Here is a 21,149-nt window from a genome sequence, read left to right as displayed (position 1 = left end):
GTCGTCCTCCCTTCTCTCGTTCTCAGGCCGCGGTCAGCAGCGCGAAGATCGGCCCGATCGACTTGTAGCCCATGTACCAGGTTAGCGCGCAAGTCAGCGCCCCCAGGATCAGCAGCCAGCGCGGATAGCGATAGCCACCCATCAGGTCGGAACGTGCCCAGGCGGCATAGATGAAGATCGACAGGCCGATCGGCAGGATCAGACCGTTCAGACCACCGACGAAGACCAGCATCTGTGCGGGCGGTGTCGTGATGATCACGTAGAATAACAGCGAGACGGCGATGAAGATGACCGTTGCGATGTTGCGGCCACGCTCAGTGATGTCAGGCTTAAACACGGTGACGAACGACACGGAGGTATAGGCCGCACCGATGACCGAGGTAATGGCGGCAAACCAGAGTACGGCGCCGAAGATGCGAAGACCCGTGTCGCCAGCCGCAGCCTGGAAGGCCTGTGCCGCCGGGTTTGCACCCTTGCCGGAGACGTCGATCACGACGCCGCTTGCAACAACGCCGAGGATTGCGAGGAACAACACGTAGCGCATGACGCCGGTGACCGCGATGCCGGAGAGAGCCGCGCGGTTCACGGCGCCGAGGTTCTCGATGCCGACAGTGCCCTTGTCGAGCAGACGATGCGCGCCCGAATAAGTGATGTAGCCGCCGACCGTACCGCCGACGATCGTGGTGATCGTGGCAAAATCGATCGTGGACGGCAGGAAGGTCTGGTAGAGCGCATCACCGACAGGTGGCTGCGATACGAAGGCCACGTAGACCGTCAGGATGATCATCGCGATGCCGGCGACCACGATTAGCCGATCGATCGCGACACCCGCGCGGTGTGACAGGAAGATGCCGATCGCGATCAGCGCGCTGATCGAGCCGCCCAGCTTGGCGTCGAGGCCGAGAAGCGCATTCAGGCCGAGACCGGCGCCGCCGATATTGCCGATGTTGAAGAACAGACCACCGACGATAACAAGAATAGCGAGAATATAGCCGGTACCGGGAATGGCGGCGTTGGCAATGTCGGACGCGCGCATTTTAGTCAGCGTCACGATCCGCCAGATGTTCAGCTGCACGACGAAGTCGATCAGGATCGAAGCCAAGATCGCGAAGGCGAAGGCGGAGCCGAGCTTGGTCGTGAAGGTCGCGGTCTGGGTGATGAAGCCCGGTCCAATGGCGGAGGTTGCCATAAGGAAGATTGCGGCGATCAAAGCGCCGCGACGCGTCTTGGCGGACATACCGCCTGTTGGGGCCTGATCGCCCGTAGTGGTTGTCTGTTTCATGGTTCCCTCTCGGTTGACCTGGCCCCGGCTTTGCGCGGAGCTTGTTGTTCACCTGCGAGAGTAGCGTCTCCCGGTTTCACAATTCTGTCAATATTGTTCAACGATTTTATTTGATCGTTCTACTTTGTTGCCGCAATGTTGAGCAGATTGATGCTCGGATCAGCAGTTTTCAGACAATGGGGGACAATTTTTGGCCGTGTTTGGCTGCCGTCTTGCTGCGATTTCGCAACTGGAGGATAAGGCAGCGGAGCTGTGAGCCGATCAATGTGTCGGTGATCGGTCGCAAATATGCCGGGCGATCCGGTCACTGGGGAAACTGATGGCAGAGACGGACACGACGGCAGCCTTGGCGCCACGCCTCGCGGAAGCAATCCGCGACAGACTGATCCGCGGCGAACTGAAACCGGGTCAACGTCTGTCGGAGGCTGCCCTCAGTGCCGATTTCGAGGTGTCCCGCAATTCGCTGCGAGAGGCATTTCGCCTGCTGACCAAGGAAGGCCTGCTTCAGCACGAGCCGAACCGGGGTGTTTTCGTCGCGACGCCAAGCATGGCCTCGATCATCGACATCTACCGCGTGCGCCGCGTGGTCGAAGGCCAGGCGCTCGCCAATGCCTATCCCAATCATCCAGCCGTCCACCGCATGCGCTCGGCTGTCGATGCAGCCCGCGCCGCGACCAGGCAAAACGACTGGACGGCTGTCGGCAGCGAGAACATGAAGTTTCATGCGGCCATTGTAGACCTTGCCGACAGCCAGCGGCTGAACGGTTTCTATGCCCAGATCGCAGCAGAACTGCGCCTGAGCTTCGGTCTCCTCAAGGAGCCCGAACTCCTGCACGCGCCGTATGTCGAGATGAACGCCGCCATTCTCGAAAAGCTGGAGGCGGGCGACCCGAAAGCGGCTGCCGCCGCGCTCGAAGCCTATCTCCTGCAATCCGAGCGCACGGTCCTGGCGGCCTTCTCACGCATCTAGACGATCGCCGATCTCACGTGCGCGCCTACAGCGACGCGGTGATCCCGCCGCTAGCTCAGCCGATCCGATGCGCTTCCTCGGCAGTTTCGCTCGCTTCCTTGAAGCGCGCCTCGAATTCCAGACGCAGCGCTCGCCGGGTTTCGGCAGCCCGCTGCCGGCGCTTGCGGACTTCGCTTTCCGGTACATAACGGGGAACAGCCGTCGGCCGACCTTCGGCATCCACGGCGACCATCGTGAAGTAGCAGGAATTGGTGTGGCGCCGCTCGCCGGTCCGGATATTTTCGGCCTCGACCCGAATGCCGATTTCCATCGAGGTTCGGCCAGCCTGGTTGATCGAGGCGCGGAAGGTGACGAGTTCGCCGACATGGATCGGCTGGCGGAACACGACCTGATCGACGGACAATGTCACCGCATATTGCTGCGAATAGCGCGAGGCACAGGAATAGGCGACGCGGTCGAGGAGATTGAGAAGGGCGCCGCCATGCACCTTGCCGGAAAAGTTTGCCATGTCGGGTGTCATCAGGACCACCATTTCAAGCTGGCTGGTGTCATGCGCTTCGTCCATCTGATCCCCTCTGCTTTCGTTGCTCTCGCCATCCTATTGTGCGCCGCGTCATGGCCGCAAGTCTGCGGACGGAGGCTATCGTTGAAAACCGTCAGGCAGCGGAGCGCTTGAGATTGTCGGCCTGATCGGCGCTCTCGGCCACCCAGCTCCAGAAGGAGAGATGAAATTCGCGGATATCATCCAGCATCTGTGAGGTGAGTGCCATCTGGTGGGTCCGACGATCCTGCAGGATGAAGCCGCATCCCTCTGCCCCGTTCAGCACATTGCGCAGGTGCGAATGCGAGATACCGAGCCTCTCGGCCAGTTGCCGCGTCTCGAGCAGGAACCAGCGCGTCTCCTGCTCGCCGGGGTATTCGTAATGGGCACGCAACAGGGCAAGCGCGATCCGGTCGCCGCAATCAAAACTGTCGAACCAGGACCAGGCATCGCGGCGGGACGCGATGTGCGACCTGACCCTGTCCAGCATCAAGCGGGCCGCTGCGATGTAGCGCAGCGCAAAATCGTCGTCCGACTTGAGCCTGTGGGTGCTGCCCGTCGGCAGGAGACCCGCCACTTCGGCGCAGGTCATGTGATGGGAAAGCCAGGTCTTGAGGCCATCGAGCAGGGGTGGTCGCGCGATCAGCATCTTGGCGCGCCGATCTTCGGCATGGTCGATCGTCTCGATGAAGCGGGCAAACCGCAGCAGCGCGAAAAAGCCCGAAAGGGTGCGCGAGCGGCCCATTTCCGCCTGGATTCGGGTCAGTGTCGGTCGCTCGCCGAGGCCGAGCTCTGCCTCGCAATGCATCACGGCGAGCAGGCCTGCGGCATGGGACTGGAGATTGCGGCCGAAGATCTTGTTGATCAGCTTTTCGCCGAAATGCATCGGAAGGATGCTGTTGGCGCAATAGCGGATGGCATCCTCATAGGCCTGGTCGTCCAGTCGCGCCCGCGAAACATCCATTCCCTACCGCTCTCCAATTGCAGGGCGAAGCTAGCATGCCGCGCGTGGCTCCGCCGTGACGGCGATTACACCGCGTCCATCCCCCATGGGAACGAAAACAACGCGTCTGCACTCGAAGGATGCAGATTTTAGACTCCTCGCCGATTTGGTTTTGGAGAATGATGCAAACGCCGGACCCTGCCGGCTGCGTCCGCCGGGGCACGTCCGGATTGCCGCCGCACCTAAACTTGTTGCAAGGTCTTTCATCACGGGCGGTTCTTATTTTCGCCGCGACCTTTTCCCCGTCATGCCCCGGCGGACTGCCGACCGATAACGCTCACAGCACCGCCCGCATCGAACGTGGCAAAGACGAGTTCCCCGCTGCGGGGAACGATGGATGTCAGGCCGGTGATGTTGACCTGATGGGTGACAAGCACCAGCGGAAGATCTGACGGACGGGACGTCAGCCATGTTCTCAGCGCTTCGGTCTGCGCCCTGCCGTTCTCCGGCTCGCCAAAGAAGGAATTGAGAAGCGGCTGCTGCGAGACGGACCCAAGGCCGAGCAGGCCTGCCGTATCGAGACACCGGCACCACTGGCTGGATTGGACGGATGCCTCGCGGATACCATTGTCCCGGAAGAGGTCGCCAATCCGCCCAGCCTGCTCACGCCCTTCAGCCGACAGGTTCCGCTGTGTCTCGCACGCGCCGATCCGCATGCCCGGCGGATCGCCCGTACCCGGTGCAATCGCGTGGCGAAGGAGCACGAAGGCGTTGCCCGACCTCAAGGCCTCCCAATGATCTTCGGCCGCGCCGACGAGAGTGCCGCCGCTGATCGCAAGGAGTGAGGTCAGAAGAAAGGATCGCCTGTGCAGCATGGGCAAGACTTTCAAAGATAGTGGATCGGATGACTGCAACCGTTACGCCACGCCGCGCACTCGGGATTGCAGCTTAAACGCACATATCCGTGAACGGCTGCCGCCTGCTTGGGCCGGCTACACCGCGTAAAGATTGCATTCACCTTTGTCCGGTAAAGCTTTGTTAGCAATTCCCAGAAGCTCCGGGTGTCCGCCTTCGCATGCGCCCGGCCCAAGTGTTCGAGTCCGTGTACCATGCGTTCCAAGGTCCTCTCCTCGCTCCTTCTCGGCTGTATGGTGCTCGCCGGCTGCAGTGCGCGCACCAATCCGATCGAAGTTCTGGGGCTGCAATCCCGTTCCGCACAACCGGTCCAGGCCGCATCTGCCGCGCCCACTCCGGCCGTCGCCGTGAACGAGCAGACAGGGTCGATCGCAGCAGCACCTGCAGGCGGACAACCGCAAGCGCTCGCCTGGGCTGGTGACACGTCGAACCAGGCCCACTTCGAATCCGCGACGATGACGGCTGGAATGCCAGTGCCAGATCAGCGTCCGGTCGCCATGCTTGCGCCGCCGGTGTCACCGCTGGCCGCACCGGAACAGTCTCCCGCGCGATCCGCAGGGCGCCACCGGGTCTACAATCAGCGTTTCAGCGATGCCAAGCCGATGAACTTCGGCAAGGTCAAGCCGAAGCACCATGCCGTTCACGGCGTGGACGTATCCCGCTGGCAGGGCAATATTGATTGGGCAACGCTGCGCAGTCAGGGCGCCAACTTCGCCTATATCAAGGCGACCGATGGTGGCGATCATCTGGATCCTATGTTCCACACCAATTGGAAGCGGGCGAAGGAAGCCGGCGTTAAGCGCGGCGCTTATCACTTCTTCTATTGGTGCCGCGTCGCCTCCGAACAGGCCGATTGGTTCATTCGCAATGTTCCGCGCGATCCGGATGCTCTGCCGCCAGTCATCGATGTCGAATACAACGGCGAATCCAGCTGCCGCTTCCGGCTGTCTCCGGAAAAGGCCCGCGAAAAGATGCAGGTCTTCATGGACCGCCTCGAGCGCCACTACGGCAAGCGTCCCGTGATCTACACGGCTCCCGATTTCTACAAGGACAACCTCCGTGGTCAGTTCCTTGATTATCCCTTCTGGCTGCGTTCGGTCGCTGCCCATCCCTCCAAGATCTATCCGGATCGCAAGTGGGTCTTCTGGCAGTATTCCGGCTCGGGCCTCTCGCAGGGCGTCAACGGCAAGATCGACCTGAACGTCTTCTACGGCTCGGTGTCCGATTGGCAGAACTGGGTTGCCGGCAAGAAGGGCTGGGAAAGGGTCGCGGGCCTGCGCTGAGGCCCGCGCGGCCTTTGCTCAGATTCCGACGCCGGGTTCTGTCACCGGCGGGTCGCGTGTCTCGTCCGGATTGGGGTTCGGCAATTCGCCGGGAAGCAGGTCCGGCTCCGGCTCTTCGACCGGGACCTCCGGTGCCCAGGTGGGGGCCGGCATCGGCGGCTGATCGCCAAACGGTGATGATGGATCGTTGATGGGCATGGTCATCTCCCTTGTGGGACGCCTTTCCGCGGGATGCGGTTGAGGCCGTCCGGTGAAGACCAATTCGCCGAACCTACGCTTTGTTCCTGAACCAACCTAGCTAGCGTCGTATTCCAGGCACCGCACTCGCTTCGGAACCTTCCGCATGCCCCATGGTTCTTTGCGCTGATAATAGCAGCGAGAGGACGAGCGATGGACGAGCGGCGACCGGGAGCATACGCCGAGGAACGAACCATCCAGTGCGACCATCGTGTGTCTCCGAAAAGCTGGGGAGCGGAATACACCGCGCCCGGTGAGGTTCGCTTCCGGATCTGGGCGCCGGCGGTCCAAACCCTGAGTCTTCGCCTGATCGATGAGGACGCTCCGATGTCGCCCGTGGGGGACGGCTGGTACGAACTGATCGCCACAACGATTGCACCGGGCACCCCCTATTCCTTCATTCTGCCCGATGGGACGAGTGTTCCAGACCCGGCGGGCCGCGCTCTCGAAAGTGATGTGCATGGCCGCTCCCTTGTGGTCGACCCAACGGCCTATCGCTGGAAGACCACCGGCTGGAAGGGCCGGCCATGGTCCGAGGCTGTAATCTACGAAATCCATGTCGGCACCTTCACGGATGAGGGGACCTTTGCCGCCGCAGCAACGAAACTGCCCCGCCTTGCCGAGCTCGGCATCACGATGATCGAGCTGATGCCGGTAGCCGCCTTCGGCGGCAGTCGCGGCTGGGGTTATGACGGCGTCCTGCTCTACACGCCGCATCCAGCCTATGGTTCGCCCGACGACATGAAGGCTTTCGTCGACACAGCGCACGGCCTCGGCCTCATGGTGATCCTGGACGTTGTCTACAATCACGTCGGCTTTGACGGGAACTATCTCGCTCGCTATGCGCCCTATGTCTTTACCAGCGAGGGCACCCCCTGGGGGCCAAGGTTCGATGCCTCTCAGCCGGCGACCAGAGACCTCGTCCTGGAAAACGCCCTCTACTGGCTGGAAGAATTTGCGCTCGACGGTTTGCGGCTCGATGCTGTCCATCACATCGAAGACGATGCGAGCGATCCCCACATCCTGGAGGAAATGGCGCTGCGTATCCGGGACACGCTGTCCGACCGCCACGTGCATCTCGTGGTCGAGGACGGCCGCAACATCACGAAACTGCACGAGCGCAAAGAAGACAACTCCGTCCGGCTCTATGACGGCGTCTGGAACGACGGCTATCACCACCTGATCCATGCCTGGGCCACGGGAGAACATGGCGGACATTTCAGCGTCTTCGCCGACAACTTCTGGCCCCGGATCGGAAAGACGCTCGCAACTGGTTTTACCATCCAGGGGGAAAGGATCGAAGGCAAGGGAGACGATCTGGTCGGAGAGCCGAGTGGACACCTGCCTCCGGTTACCTTCGTCAACTTCCTGCAAAATCACGATCAGATCGGCAATCGTGGTCGAGGCGAGCGGCTCTGGAGCCTCGTCGATCCCGACCTCGGAGAAAGGTTGCTGGCGCTCCTTCTGCTCTCACCGCAGATCCCGCTTCTCTTCATGGGTGACGAGTTCCGCTCTCAAGGCCGGTTTTTCTTTTTCGGCGACTATCCTCCGGATCTCGACCAGAACGCACCCGAAGACAGATTACGCCAGGCGCGCGATTTCGGCGCCGAAGATCTGACCCTGGAGGAAATCCGCGATCCCAATGACGTCGAGACCGTCCGCGTGTCGAAACTCGATTGGCACGAGGCTGACACCGCCGCTGGCCGAAGCGCAGCCGCCCGGTTTCAGGAGTTGCTTGGGAAGCGACGCGATCACCTCGTGCCTCTTCTTGAGAACGTCGGTGGCGGTGTTGGCCACCTGCTGACCGCGGAAGAAGGGCGGCTGGCGATCGACTGGCAACTGGGCGACAGGCGCTGGCAGTTGCGCTGCAACTTCAGCGACGCCCAGGTCACGCTGCCTCCGGTCCATGGCGACACCATCCATGTCATGCCGCGCGAGGCGGCGTCGGATATCCGGGATCTCGCAAACTTTCCGCCCCATTCGCTCATCGTGGCGTGCGGATGAGCAAAACTTGCAGACAAAAATAGCTGTTGGCGGCGGGAACGTTTGCCCGCACCCGGACGTTTGGCGGAAATCAGGAGGACTGCGGCATGACCCAGGTATATTGTGACATCATCCCTCAGGCCGGTGGCTGGTGCTTCTTGTCCGAGGAAGGCCAATCGCCCATCTATCCGAGCCATAGGCTCGCTGTTGAAGCAGCCCGCAGCTATTCCGAGAGCCAGGTCGACAAGCGCAAGATACCTGTGCTGCGTCAGCAGGACCTGAAGGGGCGAATGCTGGAAGTAGCCGGCATCGTTCATGCCTGGGGTCAGGAGAATTCTTCGAAAATGGGTGGGCGTGCCTGACTTAAGTCCGGCTGAAGGTATCGGAATATCAGTGACTTCGATCAGCGCAGACGCGGCCCGGCGAGGCATGCATGAATGGTATTCAGCCATCCATTTGCGTGAGCGCTGGCCTGAAAATCGCAGAGCTCGAAATGCCCGACGGCGGCGGCTGTCAGGGCGCCTCGTCTGTTTGCATACGGACCGTCACCTTCTCCACGCCTCGCACCGTCAAGACCACCTCGACCGCACGATCCATTTCGTCGCGAGAGGCGACGGCGCCGAAGAGAAAAATCTCGCCTCCGCTGGCGACTACCTTCAGCCCCTCCGCACCTGTGCCGGCCGTCAAGGCGAGCGCGTCTGCCACCCGTTGTTCGAGCGTGGTCTCGGGCGGATTCTCGTCCGCCACCACCGGCGCTTCGCCGTGGAAACGTTGCGGTTTGAAGATCATGGCAGCCTCCTCGTTCAGTCTCATGGTCCTAACGCCGCCATGGCCATTTGGTTCGGTGTGAAAATCATCAATCTGCATCAGTCCCTCGGGAGGGTCGTCGTGTGAACCGGCTGGCCAGATCATTGCTGGGCGCTTTTCCCACCGCCTCCATCGGCTCATATCTCGCGGTCATGGCGGTGCTTTCGACGCTGCCGCTCCTCGCCTTTGTAGCCTTCCTGTTGATGCAGCTTGAGCGCTCACAGTTCGAGGCGCTGCGCACCAACGTGGCGGATGATGCGCATGCGATCAGCCAGTCGGTGGAACGCAAGATCGCAGATATGGAAACCACGCTTGCCCTCTTGGCCAATTCGGTGGAGCTCCAACAGGGCGATCTCCAGGCGTTCCACACGCGGGTAGGGGAAAGCCTCAAGGCAAGCTCGCTCTATGTGATCCTGGCGCGACGTGACGGGAGCCAGATCGTCAACACCCGCTTGCCTTGGGGAACGCCGCTTCGACCCATGGCCAACCCGGACTCCGTGCGCTCGGCCCTCAGGTCCGGCAATGTTGAAATTTCAGACGTCTTTCTGGGCGCAACCAGCCAGCGTTGGGTGGTCAATCTCACAATGCCGCTCGGCGAGCGCGGCCCGGCCGGTGTGGACGCCGTCGTTCTGACCCAGGATGCCGCCAGCCTCGGAAGTCTGGCATCCCGAAACGCGCTCCCACCGGGCTGGTCATCAGCCCTTGTGGATGGCGAGGGCCGCATCGTTGTGTCGAGCGGAGCGGACAATAGACCGTCCGGTACTCAGGTAGACCAGAGCTGGCTTGAACTCATGTATGGATCCAACAACAGCGCCGTCTTCTATCGCGACGGCAGGCAACACCTGATGGGCTATGCCAAGGTCGCGGACTGGCCCTGGCGTGCGATCGTCTGGGGACCCGTGGACAGTCTCAACAGCTCCTTCGTCGCGCTGTGGAAGAGCTTGCTAATCGGAAGTCTTGTTTTCCTCGCACTGATGCTCGGTGTCGTCATGGTCGCCGCCCATCACCTCCGCTCGGCGATCCGCAAGATCGCCAGCATGGCCGACCGGATCGGTCACGGAGACATTGTCTCACCGGAGAGGACCAAGATCGTCGAGGCAAACCAGGTCGCTGTCGCCCTGTCCAATGCCTCCTTCGATCGTGCCGAAGCCGAAGACCGCATCCACTTCATCCTTCAGGAACTCGTGCACCGAACGAAGAACATCCTCTCGCTGGTGCAGGCGATGATGCGGCAGCTTGCGCGCGGCACTGACGACGTCGAGGAATTTCAACGTGCCGTCAGCGGCCGCCTGGCGGGTCTCGCCCAGTCGATCGAAGCGCTGGCAAAACAACAATGGGGCGGCATTCCGCTCGCCTCGCTGGTCGACCTGCAATTGACGACCGTGACAGGCTCAAGCGATCGGATCTCCCGCCGCGGTCCCGATCTCCTGGTCAATGCGAATGCCGTTCAGAACCTCGGCCTCGTGTTCCACGAACTCGCCACCAATTCGGTGAAATACGGAGCCCTGTCCGTTCTCGAAGGGCGACTCCGCATCGAGTGGGAAATCTTGGCGCCGCTGGAGGAAGGGGAGGAGCCAAGGCTGCGCCTGATCTGGTCCGAACAGCATGGACCGCCGGTCAGCCGGCCAACCCGCCGCGGCTTCGGCTCGACGGTCATCGAGCGTCACGCGGCAAGCTCCTTTGGGGGCGAGGTCTCGGTCGACTTCGACCCGGCAGGGCTACGCTGGAGCCTCGTCGCCCCGCTGTCTTCCTTCCTTGCCCAGGCATCCGCTGATAACGGTGAGTGACAGCTCGGAACCTTTGGCGTCGGTGTCGTGTTGACCGGGATATGACCGGAGGAAGCTGCCATGACTGAAGATCGTCGAGATGAAGATATAGACCGCGTTCACAAGGATGCCGAAGGCCAGTTCGCGGGCACGCAGGCCGGGGGCGAAAGCGACGGTGTCGTCAGCGCAAAGCCGACTGTCATCACCGGCTCCGAAGATGCGACCGTGAACAAGTGGCCGCCCGGCAAGAAGGATCCGCCGAAGGATTGGGACGCCAATTTCGATGTGAGCGACCACTCTCAGGACAAGTAACCCCGCAGGTCGCTCGGAGGACCGTGTGCGTCCGAGCGACCGCTATCAGGCGAAGAGGCAGGGCAAGCCGCCTCCACAAGCGATCAATCGCTTTTGGTCAGCGCCTCGGTGAAGCCGTTGGGTTCGCCAAGGTCGGATGAAGTCCGTCGCAGGGCCGATGCCCGCGCCTTCGCCGTCTCCAGGATATCGCGAATAGCCTCACCCTTTTCATGACCACGCCCGATGCCGGCGGAGGGCTCGGCGCCCGGATCCTCGGCGCCGTCCCGCAGCACCACTTCCTGCTCCAGGTTGCGCAGCAGTTCCGGAGCCTTTTGCGGGGTGATGAGGATGTCGCTCAACAGTGAAATCAGGATCTCACGGTGAGCGTTCAGCCTTGCCTCGAGTGTCTTCAAATCTGTTTCCATGAACCCGTCTCCTATGGTGCGAGAGGGGAACATTGGGCGGCTCCAAATGTTTCCTCAGGGAGCAATTTCTTCTGTCGAAAAGGAGTGCATCATGTCCGATACGGTGCGCCCGCCACGCTGGCGCCGCTTTCCCGATCCGCGCGATCGGCTGATCATCGCGCTCTTTGCGCAACTGGAGGCGGAGCGCCAGGCGCGGGAAACCCTGCGCATGGCAATCCGCGCAGGCACCATCGATCCCGCCGTCCTCGAAGCCATAGCCGATGATCCCGTCCCCGCCGTCGGCGAGGACATTGCCGCGCTGGAGCGGACCATCGCCGCGCGCGAGCGGTTCACCGCGGATGGAGATCAGCATATGGATGATTGGAGATGAGGTTCACACCTTCTCTGATCTAACGCGGAAACACTCCCGTGAACCACCCTTCAACAAGCAAAGGGCCCGGATCAGTTCCGGGCCCTTTGTCATGACTATCTGGCGCTTGGTCCGTTCAGTGACGCAGTTCCGCCGCGGCTTCCGTGAGCCGGCCATAAACCTCGGCATAGCTTTCGGCGCTTCGATCCCAAGAATAGTCGGCCCGCATCGCCTGCAACTGAAGGCGCGCCCATTTGCGCTTGTCGCCATAGGCCTCAGCCGCACGCCGTATCGCATGGCGAAGGCCCTCCGGTCTTACCGGATGGAACTGGAAGCCGGTTGCCGCGCGTGCCGAAATCGCCGCATCATTGGCATCGATGATCGTCTCGGAAAGACCGCCTGTCCGCGATACCACTGGCACGCAGCCGTAACGCAAGCCGTACAGCTGCGTGAGACCACAGGGCTCAAACCGCGATGGCTGAATGATGGCATCCGAGCCGCCATGGATCAGGTGCGCGGTCGGCTCGTTGAAGCCGATCGAGACTGCCATGCGGCCCGGGAAGCGGGCGGCGGTGGCCTTCAGCGCATCCTCGATGTCATGGTCTCCCTGGCCATGAACGATCAATCGCCCACCCCAGTGGAAGATCTCGTCCGCCACCTCGGCCAGCATATCCATGCCCTTCTGCCAGGTGATGCGCGTGACAGCCGAGAACAGGGGGCCGTCACCCGGTTCCAGGTTGAAGCGCTCGAGCAAAAGCGCCTTGTTGTTCTTCTTGTTGCGCAGCGTCTTCATGTCGTAGCGGAACGGCAGATAGGGATCCGTGGCCGGGTTCCAGACCTCGTTGTCGATGCCGTTGACGATCCCCTGAAGCCGGTCCATGCGGGCGTTCAGCACGCCGTCGAGGCCCATGCCGAAGGTCGGCGACAGGATCTCGCGCGCATAGGTCGGGCTCACGACGGTGATGTGATCGGCCGTCACCAGTCCACCCTTGAGGTAGCTGATGTCGCCGAAATACTCCATCTGCTCGACCGAGTAGACCTCGGGCGGCAAGCCGATATAGGGCAGCAGAGAGGCGGAATACTGGCCCTGAAAAGCGAGGTTGTGGATCGTCAGAACGACGGGGACATCAGATCCCATCTGGCGGAGATAAACGGAAGTGAGTGCCGACTGCCAGTCATGGGTATGCACCAGGTCGGGCTTCCAGCCGGGAAGCGCGCCAGCCGCAATTTCGGCGCCCGCCAGCGAAAGCACGGCGAAGCGTTTCCAGTTGTCGGCATGGTCGACACCGTGGTCGTCGACATAAGGGCCGCCTGGCCGCTCATAGAGCGCCGGCGCATCGAGCACAAACAGGCTGAGACCGTCGATCTCCAGGTGGCGCAGCGTTGCCTTCTCACCGAGCAGATCATCGAACTCCATCAGCGGCGGGTGCAGCCGTGCAAGCGCGAGGATCGATGGATAGCCGGGCACCAACGTGTGGGTTTCGATGCCATAGGTGGACAGCGCCTTCGGAAGCGCGCCGGTCACATCGGCGAGGCCGCCGGTCTTGATCAGGGGATAGATTTCCGAGGTCACCGCGAGCACATGCAACGGCACGCGCGTCGGGTAATTGCGGCGGGGGCGAAGCTCCTCATCTTCACGATGATAGGCATCACGCACCCGCTGAATGAATTGCGCTCGGCTGAGGGCTAGGGAAAGATCGACTCCGGCCACCTTCGTCAACCTTTCCGGCTCCTTGCCGATTTGCGGACCGGTTGAACCGGCTCCTCTGTGATCACAAGACCTTCCTGCACTGCGGATGCCTGTGCCTCGGCAATGCGCCGGCCGGCCTTCGCCGTTGTCTCGGTCGCTGAAGCATTCAGGGTCTCCCAGTCGCTCAGAGCGGTCTGCCAATGATCTTCGTCCCGACCATCTGGGCGACCCTCTTCTTCCCAGAGCGAGTAGGCTCGCCGGGCAATCCAGTCATAGTCTCGTTCAGCCATGGTAAATCTCCGTCGTCGCCGCTTTCCGTTCCACATGCCCAAACGTCCGCCGAGCGCGGTCTCGTCGCGCCCGCCGGCTCCCCGGTCGGATCTGTCTGCGATACCCCCGTATCGACCTTAGATCCTCCGGTTCATCATTGAAGAGGAACAGGCATCAGATGAACGCCAGGAAGGGCAAACGGTTCCCGGTGCAACCGCCGATTTGAACGCTCCTCGGAACAGTTCCGTCCTGCTCGCGTTTTCCGGGGCAGCGCTGCGGACAGACCGCTTCGCGAAGGAGAGAGACATGGCGCAGCGCGCGTTCTGGAAAGGCTATCTCAAGCTGTCCCTGGTCACCTGCCGCGTCGCCATGACGCCAGCTGTGACGGAAAGCGCCAAGCTCCGCTTCCACAACATCAATCGCAAGACCGGAAACCGGGTTGTCAGCCGCTATGTCGATTCCGAAACCGGCAAGCCCGTCGACGACGAGGACCAGGTCAAGGGCTACGAGCGCGCAGAGGACGACTATGTCCTGTTCGAAGACGAAGAGCTGGAGGATGTCGCGCTCGAAAGCACACGCACCATCGACATCGAGACGTTCGTCCCGCGCAATTCGATCGGCTGGATCTGGTACGACAGCCCCCACTATCTGGCACCGGCCGACAAGGTGAGCGAGGAGGCCTTCGCCGTCATTCGCGAAGCCATGCTGAAGACCGACACAGGCGGCATTGCCCGTCTCGTTCTTTATCGTCGCGAGCATGCCGTGCTGCTCGTTCCTCGGGATCAGGGCATGGTGGTCTGGACACTCCGCTACGGCGATGAAGTCCGCGATCCCGCCCCGTTCTTCAAGCTGTCCGAAGACGCATCACCAGCAACCGGCGCCAAGACCATGATGAAGAAGCTGGTGGAGGCACGCCAGCGCGACTGGGACCCGAAGCTGGTGCGCGATCCGGTCGAGGAACGTCTCCACGAGATCATCGAAAACCGCACCAAGAAGTCGAAGCGGACCAAGCCCAAGAAGGGGGCCGAGCCCGAGCGCAAGGACAATGTGATCGACATCATGGAGGCGCTGCGCCGCAGCCTCGCGTCCGAGAAAAAGCCGTCTCAGCGCAAGTAGCAGGTTCAGCGGCGCGTCTTCAACTTTGGCTTTTCTTGTAAAGGTACTTCCGCGCTCCTGAAATCCTCCCAGGGGTCCCCATCGCTTTCGGCAAGCCGCGCCGGCACATTCGCGACGGTGAAGTGGTTCGGCAGGATCTGAGGGCTGAGTTCGTCGAAGGAGAGCGGCATCGACACCGGCGCGCCGGGCCTGGCGCGCGTGGAATAGGGTGCAACAGCCGTTGCCCCGCGACCATTCCGAAGATAGTCGATCAGGATCTTGCCCTTGCGCTTCGCCTTGCTGATCGTCGAGACATAGTCCTCTGGGCTGTCGGCACTCATGCTCTCCGCCAGCGCCTTCATCGCCGCCTTGACCTCCGGCCATTGGGCCTTCGGCTTGAGCGGGGCAACGACATGCAGGCCCTTGCCGCCGGATGTCTTGACGAAGCCTTTGAGCCCGAGATCGGTGAAGCGCTGGCGTACCTCGAAAGCCGCCTCGATCACGCGTTCCCAGGTCACATCGGGACCGGGATCGAGATCGATGTTCACCATGTCTGGCCGCTCCAAGTCTCCGCCGCGTGATCCCCAGGGGTGGATCTCGAGCGCTGCGCCCTGCACCAGCGCCAAAAGCCCGTCGAGATCGCGAATGGCAACCAATGCCTCGTCGTCCTTTGGGTCACGGATGGTGATGATCTCTTTACGCATGCCGCGCCAGCCATGCTTCTGGAAGAAGCAGGTCTTCTCATGTCCCTCCGGGCAGCGCAGGAGCGCGAGCGGCCGATCGACGATGAATGGCGCGATGCGCGGCCAGACCAGTGCGTAGTGATCGGCCAGCCCCTCCTTGGTGACACCCGCCTCCGGCCAGTAAAGCCTGGCAGGATGTGTGAGGGTGATGCGCCGGCGGGCCGCCTCGGCGACCGCCTGTTCCTTCTTGGTCTCTGCCGAGCCGCCTTTGCGACTGCCGGTCTTCTGGGTCGGCGTGCTCGGAGCGGGTGCCTCCAGCACGACGTCACTTGCGGCCTTGTCCTCTCTCAGCCCGCGAAACGAGGCGTGGCGCAGATGGGCGTCCCCGGTCCAGCCGCGGAATTCAATCTCCGCCACCACTTCCGGCTCGACGAAGACAGCATCCTTGCGCTCGAGGCCGGTCAGTTTGTCCTTGAACGGGCTCTTTTCTCGAACGAGCGGTTGAAGCCTGTCGAAAACTTGCCGCGCCAGCTTCTGCGTGTAGCCGGTCCCCACCCGCCCGACATGGCGCAGGCCATCCGCCTCGTTCACGCCCATGATCAGGGATCCGATCGTCCGGTCCGAGACGGAGGAGGGGACATACCCCCCGATCACCAGCTCCTGGCGGGCCGTGCATTTCGATTTCACCCAGTCTCGCCCTCGGCCAGACCGATAGGGCGCGGATGCGACCTTTGAGATCACACCTTCGAGGCTGAGGCGGCATGCGTGTTTCAGCACCAGCTCGCCGCTTTCGTCGAAATGGCTGGAAAACTTCAACGGCTCTCCGGCCTCCGTGATCAGCGGCTCCAGCGCTGCCTTGCGATCGGTGAGAGACGCACCTGTCAGGTCTTGCCCGTCGAGATGCATGAGATCGAAGACATAATAGGTGAAGCGGTCGTCTCGTCCTTCGCTCAGATCCTGCTGGAGAAGCGAGAAGTCGCTGCTGCCATTGCCGCTTTCAACGAGGATCTCCCCGTCGATCAGCGCCGACTGGATCGGCAGCGCCTTGAGCGCCGAGACCAGCCGTTTCCCGAAGCGGTCAGTCCAGTCCAGCCCCGTGCGTGTCAGCAATTGCACCTTGCCATGGTCGATCCGCGCCTCGATGCGATACCCATCCAGTTTGATTTCATGCAGCCAGCGGTCTCCCTTGGGAACCGTCTTGACGAGCGTCGCAAGGGCAGGGGGAAGAAACTCCGGTAGGCTGCCCGCTTTCGCCCCCTTGATCTTCAGATCTTCCGCCTTCGAAGACGCGCTCCGAGCAGCGGCCGTTTTCGCTGTCTTGCTGGAGGTTTTGCGCGAGTTCCAGACGGCGGCCTTGCCGTCACCCTTCAGGCTCTCGATCGGTCGCCCGCTCTTCACCGAGAGCGGCATTTCTTCAACGATATCGGGATCGTCTGGTGTTCGTGCCAGCTCGTCTTCGCCTTTGATCAGCAGCCAGTTCTCGCGCGTCTCGCCCTCTTTTCCGGCCATGCGCACGAGATGCCAGTGTCCCCCGAGCTTCTCGCCATCAAGCGAAAACTCAAGATGGCCCTTCTTGTAACCCTTCCGCACATCGAAGAGCGGTTCCCACGTGCCGCGATCCCAGACGATGACCTCGCCCGATCCGTATTGCCCCGGCGGGATCACGCCTTCGAAGTCACCATAGGCGAGCGGATGGTCCTCGACATGCACCGCGAGGCGCTTTTCACCTGGCACGAGGCTCGGGCCACGCGTTACCGCCCAGCTTTTCAAAACGCCGTCCATCTCCAGCCGCAGGTCGTAGTGCAGACGCCGTGCGGCATGTTTCTGAATGACGAAGCTGTTGCCCTTGTTCTTGGCCTTGGCAGCCTTGGGTTCAGGCGTGGCCTTGAAGTCGCGCTTGCGGCGATACTCGGAGAGCGACATTGTCAGCCGGCCTTCTTCTGCTTCGCACCGGACCCGACCGTCGCCTTGCGTCTAGCCGGAGTTTTCTCCTCCGTTGCGCCCGCACTCTTGCGCAGAGCGTCGAGAAGGCTCGTGACGTTCTCGGCCTTGCGCTTCGGCAATTTCTTCGGCTTGCGACCGGCGATCTTGGCTTTGACGAGCTCGGTGAGAGCCGCCTCGTAGCGGTCCTCGTATTGGCCCGGATCAAATTCGCCCATCTTGGTGCCGATAATGTGCTGCGCCAGTTCGAGCATCTCCTTTTCGATCTTGACCTTCGAAATGCCCTCGAAGCTCTCCGCCGGATCGCGCACTTCGTAATCATAGTTCAACGTGGTGGCGATCAGACCTTTTCCCTGGGGCCGGATGAGCACGCTGCGGACACGCCGGAACAGCACGGTGCGGGCAATGGCCGCCACGCTCTGCGTTTCCATGGTGTTGCGGATCAATTCATAGGCCTCGACCGATTGCCGATCGGCCGGCGCCAAGAAATAGGGTCGCTCCAGGTAAAGCGTATCAATCTGGTCGCAGGCGAGAAAGGCCGATAGCTCCAGCCGCTTGTCGCTCTCCGGTACGGCATCGCGGATCTCGTCGGGCTCGAGGATCACGGTCTGGCCTTCGGACGTGTCGTAACCTTTGACCAGGTCATCCTTGTCCACCGGGCGTCCGCTGTCCCCGTCCACATATTCGCGCCGCACACGATGTCCGGTATCCCGGTTGATGATGTGGAACGCGGCGCGTTCTGCACCGTTGACGGCGGAGTAAAGTGCCACCGCGCATCCCAGATCGCCGATCGAAAGGTGGCCTTTCCAGATAGCTCTCGCGTTCACGCTTCACTCCTGTCGCTTTTCGGCGCAACGAGGCAAGCGTCGGCTTTGTTCCGCGAAGCCCGAAGGCCTCTCAGGACAAATTAAAACATTATTTTCTCATATTAGAGATTGCGGCTTGATGTGGAGATTTCATTAACCTTCAAGCAAGGAATTAACCATAAAGATTGGGCGACACGTCGGAGTGGGACTCGCTGATGAGTTTCCTTCGGGCATGACGCCATCCCGTCGTACCGGTTCTGGTCCGGTCTGTATTTCACATGGAAGCAGTTCGATGAACCTGCAGACATGATGCGGACGGCGATAGGGATCGGATCCCGAGCACAAGTGAACCCGCATTTTTGACTGCACGATCATTGGACCGATGGAAGGCCCCCTCTGGGTGGCCATAGTGCGGGACGAATGACGGGTCAGGGGATGTCCACGGAGCGGGCGACGGGATCACAGGCGGGCAGCCTGCGTGACCGACTGCGCTTTGCCGGTCTCGATGAGGCCCAGTGCGAGCTTCTGCGCCAGAACCGCCATGTCCTTTCCCAGCCTCTGAAGACAGCGCTTCGCGACCTTTTCCAGCGCCTTCAGTCGTCGCCGGATGCCGCGCGTGTCTTCTCCAGCGAGCGCCAGTACGACCGGCTGCACGATCTTCTTTCGTCCCATTGGGACGTTCTCACCGATGCCCGTTTCGATGCTCTCTATGCCGAGCGGGTCAAGGTGCTTTCGGACAGCGAAAGCCGCATGGGTCTCGATCCGCGCTGGCATGTCGCGGGCCATGCAGTGGTGCTTGAGCATCTGCTGACAGCCGCCATCGGTGACGCGAATAGTGGGGGTCTCCTTCCCTCCAGCCGCCGCCGCCAGCGCGAGGTCACGGACCTCGTTGCCGCGCTCGTCCGGCTCGTCATGGTCGATGTCGAAATCGCCGTATCGCTGCGCTTCAACGAACTACGTCTGAAGCATCACCGGGATCTGGCAGCACAGCGTGAGCACGACCGCGCCGAATTCGAAGCTGTCTTCCGCCCTGTTGTTGATGGCCTGGCTGCCGGTGACCTCACGGTGCGCGCAGCCTCAGACGTTCCAGAGGCCTATGCCGATCTCGCCGGAAGCATGAACGAGGCGCTGGAACAGCTCCAGACCGCCTTCCTATCCTCGGAAGAAAAGCTCGCCCATCTCCGCGGTGCGACTGGCCAGATGGTCGAGACCGCTCGTACCTATGCGGACCGCGCGCAAGACCAGTCCGGCGCTCTGGACGAGACCAGCCGCGCCCTCCAGGATCTGACATCGAGCGTCCGCGACAGTGCCGGCCAGACGAAGCGCGCCGAAGCGACCGTTGCCGCAACCCGCACATCCGTCGAAGCAAGTGGCGCAGTCGTCGGCCAGGCAATCTCAGCCATGGCTGACATCGAGGCCTCCGCCGAACAGATCGGCCACATCATCGGCGCGATCGACGAAATTGCCTTCCAGACCAATCTTCTGGCACTCAACGCCGGCATCGAGGCCGCCCGTGCCGGCGACAGTGGCCGAGGCTTTGCGGTCGTTGCCCAGGAAGTCCGGGCGCTTGCCCAGCGCTCCGCCGATGCTGCCCGCGAAATCAAGACGCTGGTTGCGACCACCAAGAACCAGGTTGAGGCCGGTGTCGATATGGTGGCGAAAACGCAAGGCGCCATCGCCGACATCGTTCTCCAGGTGGGCGATATCAGCGGCACGGTTTCCGATATTGCAGCCCGCACCGACCGTCAGGCGACCGAGCTCGCAGGCATTGCCGGGACCGTTGCCGGCCTTGGCGCCGAGATCGGCAGCAACGCCGTCGTGGCGCGGCAGTCCTTCGAAGGTACCGATGATCTCCACAAGGTCATTCTGGAACTCGGCGCAACGATCCGCGAGTTCCACATCGAGCGCCAGACGCGTGCTCCGAAGCCGCAGACTGCGCGCATCCAGCTCTCGACCCATCGGGAGCAGGCGTCTGCAACAGCAGCGAGCGCGCCATATCGGACATCAGAAATGCTGGAAGACGAAACGGCGGATTTCGGCTTTCCGGTTCATATCGCGGGGCTTGGAGGGTGAGGGGATTGTTTACCACCATGCGCTACAAAAGGAAGCTAAGGGCGGGAATTTCGGCAATCTGTCCGGGGGAATGGTTCTCCCGGGACCCACGTTTGGGCCTGGTTGCCGCAGCCTCGGGACACAAGGAAAGAAATGATGGCAAGTAAGAAAGGCGAACAGAAGGCCCTGAAGCTGGCCGCTGTGTTGGACCTTAATGAGGCCTCCAATCTCAAGGCCAATATTCTCTCGATGCGCGGTGCTCCTCTGACGATCGACGCGTCCGGCGTCGAACGTGTCGGTGCTCAGTGCGTGCAGGTTCTGATGGCCGCGGCCAAGACCTGGGAAGCCGAAAAGCACCCCTTCTCGTACGGAAAGGCCTCTGAGGCTTTTCTGAAAACCCTTCAACTGATTGGCGTGAACATCGACCATCTGCTCGCTAAGGAGATCCGGCAATGAAGAAAAAAGTGCTCACAGTGGATGACTCCAGAACCATCCGAAACATGCTTCTGGTCACCCTCAACAATGCTGGCTTCGAGACCATCCAGGCCGAAGACGGCGTCGAGGGCCTGGAAGTGCTCGAGGAATGCAATCCCGACGTCATCGTGACCGACATCAACATGCCGCGTCTTGACGGCTTCGGCTTCATCGAGGGCGTCCGCCGGAACGAAAAGTACCGCGCTGTCCCGATCCTGGTTCTGACCACGGAAAGCGATGCCGAAAAGAAGAACCGCGCTCGCCAGGCCGGCGCGACAGGCTGGATCGTGAAGCCCTTCGATCCGACCAAACTGATCGATGCCATCGAGCGTGTAACCGCCTAAGC

The 21,149-nt window shown here is 61.7% G+C and carries 22 protein-coding genes; 11 read left to right on the top strand and 11 right to left on the bottom strand.

Features of this window, described 5'->3' with window-relative positions:
• Nucleotides 1-22: 22 nt before the first annotated feature.
• Nucleotides 23-1,282 (bottom strand): NRAMP family divalent metal transporter, encoded by a 1,260-nt coding sequence (locus AC02Y0_RS15635; protein WP_476379786.1) that lies wholly within the window; start codon nt 1,280-1,282, stop codon nt 23-25.
• 319 nt (nt 1,283-1,601) lie between these two features.
• On the opposite strand from AC02Y0_RS15635, the gene AC02Y0_RS15630 reads away from it, so the two are divergent.
• Nucleotides 1,602-2,252, top strand: a complete 651-nt coding sequence (locus tag AC02Y0_RS15630; RefSeq protein ID WP_476379785.1) for a GntR family transcriptional regulator — start codon at nt 1,602-1,604, stop codon at nt 2,250-2,252.
• 55 nt (nt 2,253-2,307) lie between these two features.
• Here AC02Y0_RS15630 and AC02Y0_RS15625 read toward each other — a convergent pair whose 3' ends face one another.
• The 3 genes from AC02Y0_RS15625 to AC02Y0_RS15615 all read right to left on the bottom strand — a co-directional run bounded on the left by AC02Y0_RS15625 (nt 2,308) and on the right by AC02Y0_RS15615 (nt 4,611).
• Nucleotides 2,308-2,817: an acyl-CoA thioesterase gene (locus AC02Y0_RS15625; protein WP_476379784.1), complete on the bottom strand. Its 510-nt coding sequence runs from the start codon at nt 2,815-2,817 to the stop codon at nt 2,308-2,310.
• Nucleotides 2,818-2,908: 91 nt separating this feature from the next.
• Nucleotides 2,909-3,757: a hypothetical protein gene (locus AC02Y0_RS15620; protein WP_476379783.1), complete on the bottom strand. Its 849-nt coding sequence runs from the start codon at nt 3,755-3,757 to the stop codon at nt 2,909-2,911.
• Nucleotides 3,758-4,041: 284 nt separating this feature from the next.
• On the bottom strand, nt 4,042-4,611 hold the full coding sequence (locus AC02Y0_RS15615; protein WP_476379782.1) for a histidine phosphatase family protein: 570 nt from the start codon (nt 4,609-4,611) through the stop codon (nt 4,042-4,044).
• Nucleotides 4,612-4,845: 234 nt separating this feature from the next.
• Here AC02Y0_RS15615 and AC02Y0_RS15610 point away from each other — a divergent pair, with 234 nt between their 5' ends.
• The gene (locus AC02Y0_RS15610; protein WP_476379780.1) at nt 4,846-5,934 is read left to right on the top strand and encodes a glycoside hydrolase family 25 protein; all 1,089 of its coding nucleotides are present in this window, start codon (nt 4,846-4,848) and stop codon (nt 5,932-5,934) included.
• Between the two features lie 18 nt (nt 5,935-5,952).
• On the opposite strand, the gene AC02Y0_RS15605 is transcribed toward AC02Y0_RS15610, so the two are convergent.
• On the bottom strand, nt 5,953-6,132 hold the full coding sequence (locus tag AC02Y0_RS15605; RefSeq protein WP_143708311.1) for a hypothetical protein: 180 nt from the start codon (nt 6,130-6,132) through the stop codon (nt 5,953-5,955).
• A gap of 192 nt (nt 6,133-6,324) precedes the next feature.
• Here AC02Y0_RS15605 and treZ point away from each other — a divergent pair, with 192 nt between their 5' ends.
• Complete coding sequence (gene treZ / locus AC02Y0_RS15600) at nt 6,325-8,175, top strand: malto-oligosyltrehalose trehalohydrolase (protein WP_476379779.1); 1,851 nt, start codon at nt 6,325-6,327, stop codon at nt 8,173-8,175.
• A gap of 86 nt (nt 8,176-8,261) precedes the next feature.
• Nucleotides 8,262-8,516, top strand: coding sequence for a hypothetical protein (locus tag AC02Y0_RS15595; RefSeq protein ID WP_102019115.1), 255 nt, complete (start codon nt 8,262-8,264; stop codon nt 8,514-8,516).
• A gap of 151 nt (nt 8,517-8,667) precedes the next feature.
• On the opposite strand, the gene AC02Y0_RS15590 is transcribed toward AC02Y0_RS15595, so the two are convergent.
• The gene (locus AC02Y0_RS15590; protein WP_476379778.1) at nt 8,668-8,943 is read right to left on the bottom strand and encodes a BON domain-containing protein; all 276 of its coding nucleotides are present in this window, start codon (nt 8,941-8,943) and stop codon (nt 8,668-8,670) included.
• A 101-nt stretch (nt 8,944-9,044) separates the two neighbouring features.
• Here AC02Y0_RS15590 and AC02Y0_RS15585 point away from each other — a divergent pair, with 101 nt between their 5' ends.
• Together AC02Y0_RS15585 and AC02Y0_RS15580 are read left to right on the top strand one after the other, a co-directional pair.
• On the top strand, nt 9,045-10,748 hold the full coding sequence (locus tag AC02Y0_RS15585; protein WP_476379777.1) for an HWE histidine kinase domain-containing protein: 1,704 nt from the start codon (nt 9,045-9,047) through the stop codon (nt 10,746-10,748).
• Between the two features lie 87 nt (nt 10,749-10,835).
• Nucleotides 10,836-11,039, top strand: coding sequence for a hypothetical protein (locus AC02Y0_RS15580; protein WP_476384054.1), 204 nt, complete (start codon nt 10,836-10,838; stop codon nt 11,037-11,039).
• 83 nt (nt 11,040-11,122) lie between these two features.
• Here the strand turns inward: AC02Y0_RS15580 and AC02Y0_RS15575 are convergent, their stop codons facing one another.
• Nucleotides 11,123-11,443 (bottom strand): hypothetical protein, encoded by a 321-nt coding sequence (locus tag AC02Y0_RS15575; RefSeq protein ID WP_476379776.1) that lies wholly within the window; start codon nt 11,441-11,443, stop codon nt 11,123-11,125.
• A gap of 91 nt (nt 11,444-11,534) precedes the next feature.
• On the opposite strand from AC02Y0_RS15575, the gene AC02Y0_RS15570 reads away from it, so the two are divergent.
• Nucleotides 11,535-11,813 (top strand): hypothetical protein, encoded by a 279-nt coding sequence (locus AC02Y0_RS15570; protein ID WP_476379775.1) that lies wholly within the window; start codon nt 11,535-11,537, stop codon nt 11,811-11,813.
• Between the two features lie 115 nt (nt 11,814-11,928).
• On the opposite strand, the gene glgA is transcribed toward AC02Y0_RS15570, so the two are convergent.
• Nucleotides 11,929-13,380: a glycogen synthase GlgA gene (gene glgA / locus AC02Y0_RS15565; protein ID WP_476384053.1), complete on the bottom strand. Its 1,452-nt coding sequence runs from the start codon at nt 13,378-13,380 to the stop codon at nt 11,929-11,931.
• A 128-nt stretch (nt 13,381-13,508) separates the two neighbouring features.
• A complete protein-coding gene (locus tag AC02Y0_RS15560; protein WP_102019121.1) occupies nt 13,509-13,772 on the bottom strand; it encodes a DUF2934 domain-containing protein in 264 nt (87 codons plus the stop codon).
• 286 nt (nt 13,773-14,058) lie between these two features.
• Between AC02Y0_RS15560 and ku (AC02Y0_RS15555) the strand changes: the two genes are divergently transcribed.
• Nucleotides 14,059-14,868 carry a non-homologous end joining protein Ku gene (gene ku, locus AC02Y0_RS15555; RefSeq protein ID WP_476379774.1) on the top strand — a complete coding sequence of 270 codons (810 nt, stop codon included), beginning with the start codon at nt 14,059-14,061 and terminating at the stop codon, nt 14,866-14,868.
• A gap of 5 nt (nt 14,869-14,873) precedes the next feature.
• On the opposite strand, the gene ligD is transcribed toward ku (AC02Y0_RS15555), so the two are convergent.
• Nucleotides 14,874-17,453, bottom strand: coding sequence for a DNA ligase D (ligD, locus tag AC02Y0_RS15550; RefSeq protein WP_476379773.1), 2,580 nt, complete (start codon nt 17,451-17,453; stop codon nt 14,874-14,876).
• A gap of 2 nt (nt 17,454-17,455) precedes the next feature.
• Entirely contained in the window at nt 17,456-18,298 is an 843-nt protein-coding gene (gene ku / locus AC02Y0_RS15545) for a non-homologous end joining protein Ku (protein ID WP_476379772.1), read from the bottom strand.
• A 414-nt stretch (nt 18,299-18,712) separates the two neighbouring features.
• On the opposite strand from ku (AC02Y0_RS15545), the gene AC02Y0_RS15540 reads away from it, so the two are divergent.
• The 3 genes from AC02Y0_RS15540 (at nt 18,713) to cheY1 (ending at nt 21,147) form a co-directional block, all read left to right on the top strand.
• Nucleotides 18,713-20,350 carry a globin-coupled sensor protein gene (locus AC02Y0_RS15540; RefSeq protein ID WP_476379771.1) on the top strand — a complete coding sequence of 546 codons (1,638 nt, stop codon included), beginning with the start codon at nt 18,713-18,715 and terminating at the stop codon, nt 20,348-20,350.
• A gap of 135 nt (nt 20,351-20,485) precedes the next feature.
• Nucleotides 20,486-20,785 carry an STAS domain-containing protein gene (locus AC02Y0_RS15535; RefSeq protein ID WP_102019613.1) on the top strand — a complete coding sequence of 100 codons (300 nt, stop codon included), beginning with the start codon at nt 20,486-20,488 and terminating at the stop codon, nt 20,783-20,785.
• Nucleotides 20,782-21,147, top strand: a complete 366-nt coding sequence (gene cheY1, locus AC02Y0_RS15530; protein WP_006726298.1) for a chemotaxis response regulator CheY1 — start codon at nt 20,782-20,784, stop codon at nt 21,145-21,147. The genes AC02Y0_RS15535 and cheY1 overlap by 4 nt, the downstream gene beginning before the upstream one ends.
• Nucleotides 21,148-21,149: the final 2 nt, after the last annotated feature.

The sequence above is a fragment of the Allorhizobium sp. nf9_anc genome, assembly GCF_056323085.1.
Note: the sequence above shows the minus strand (reverse complement) of the source record. Positions and strands in the feature narration are given on the sequence as shown.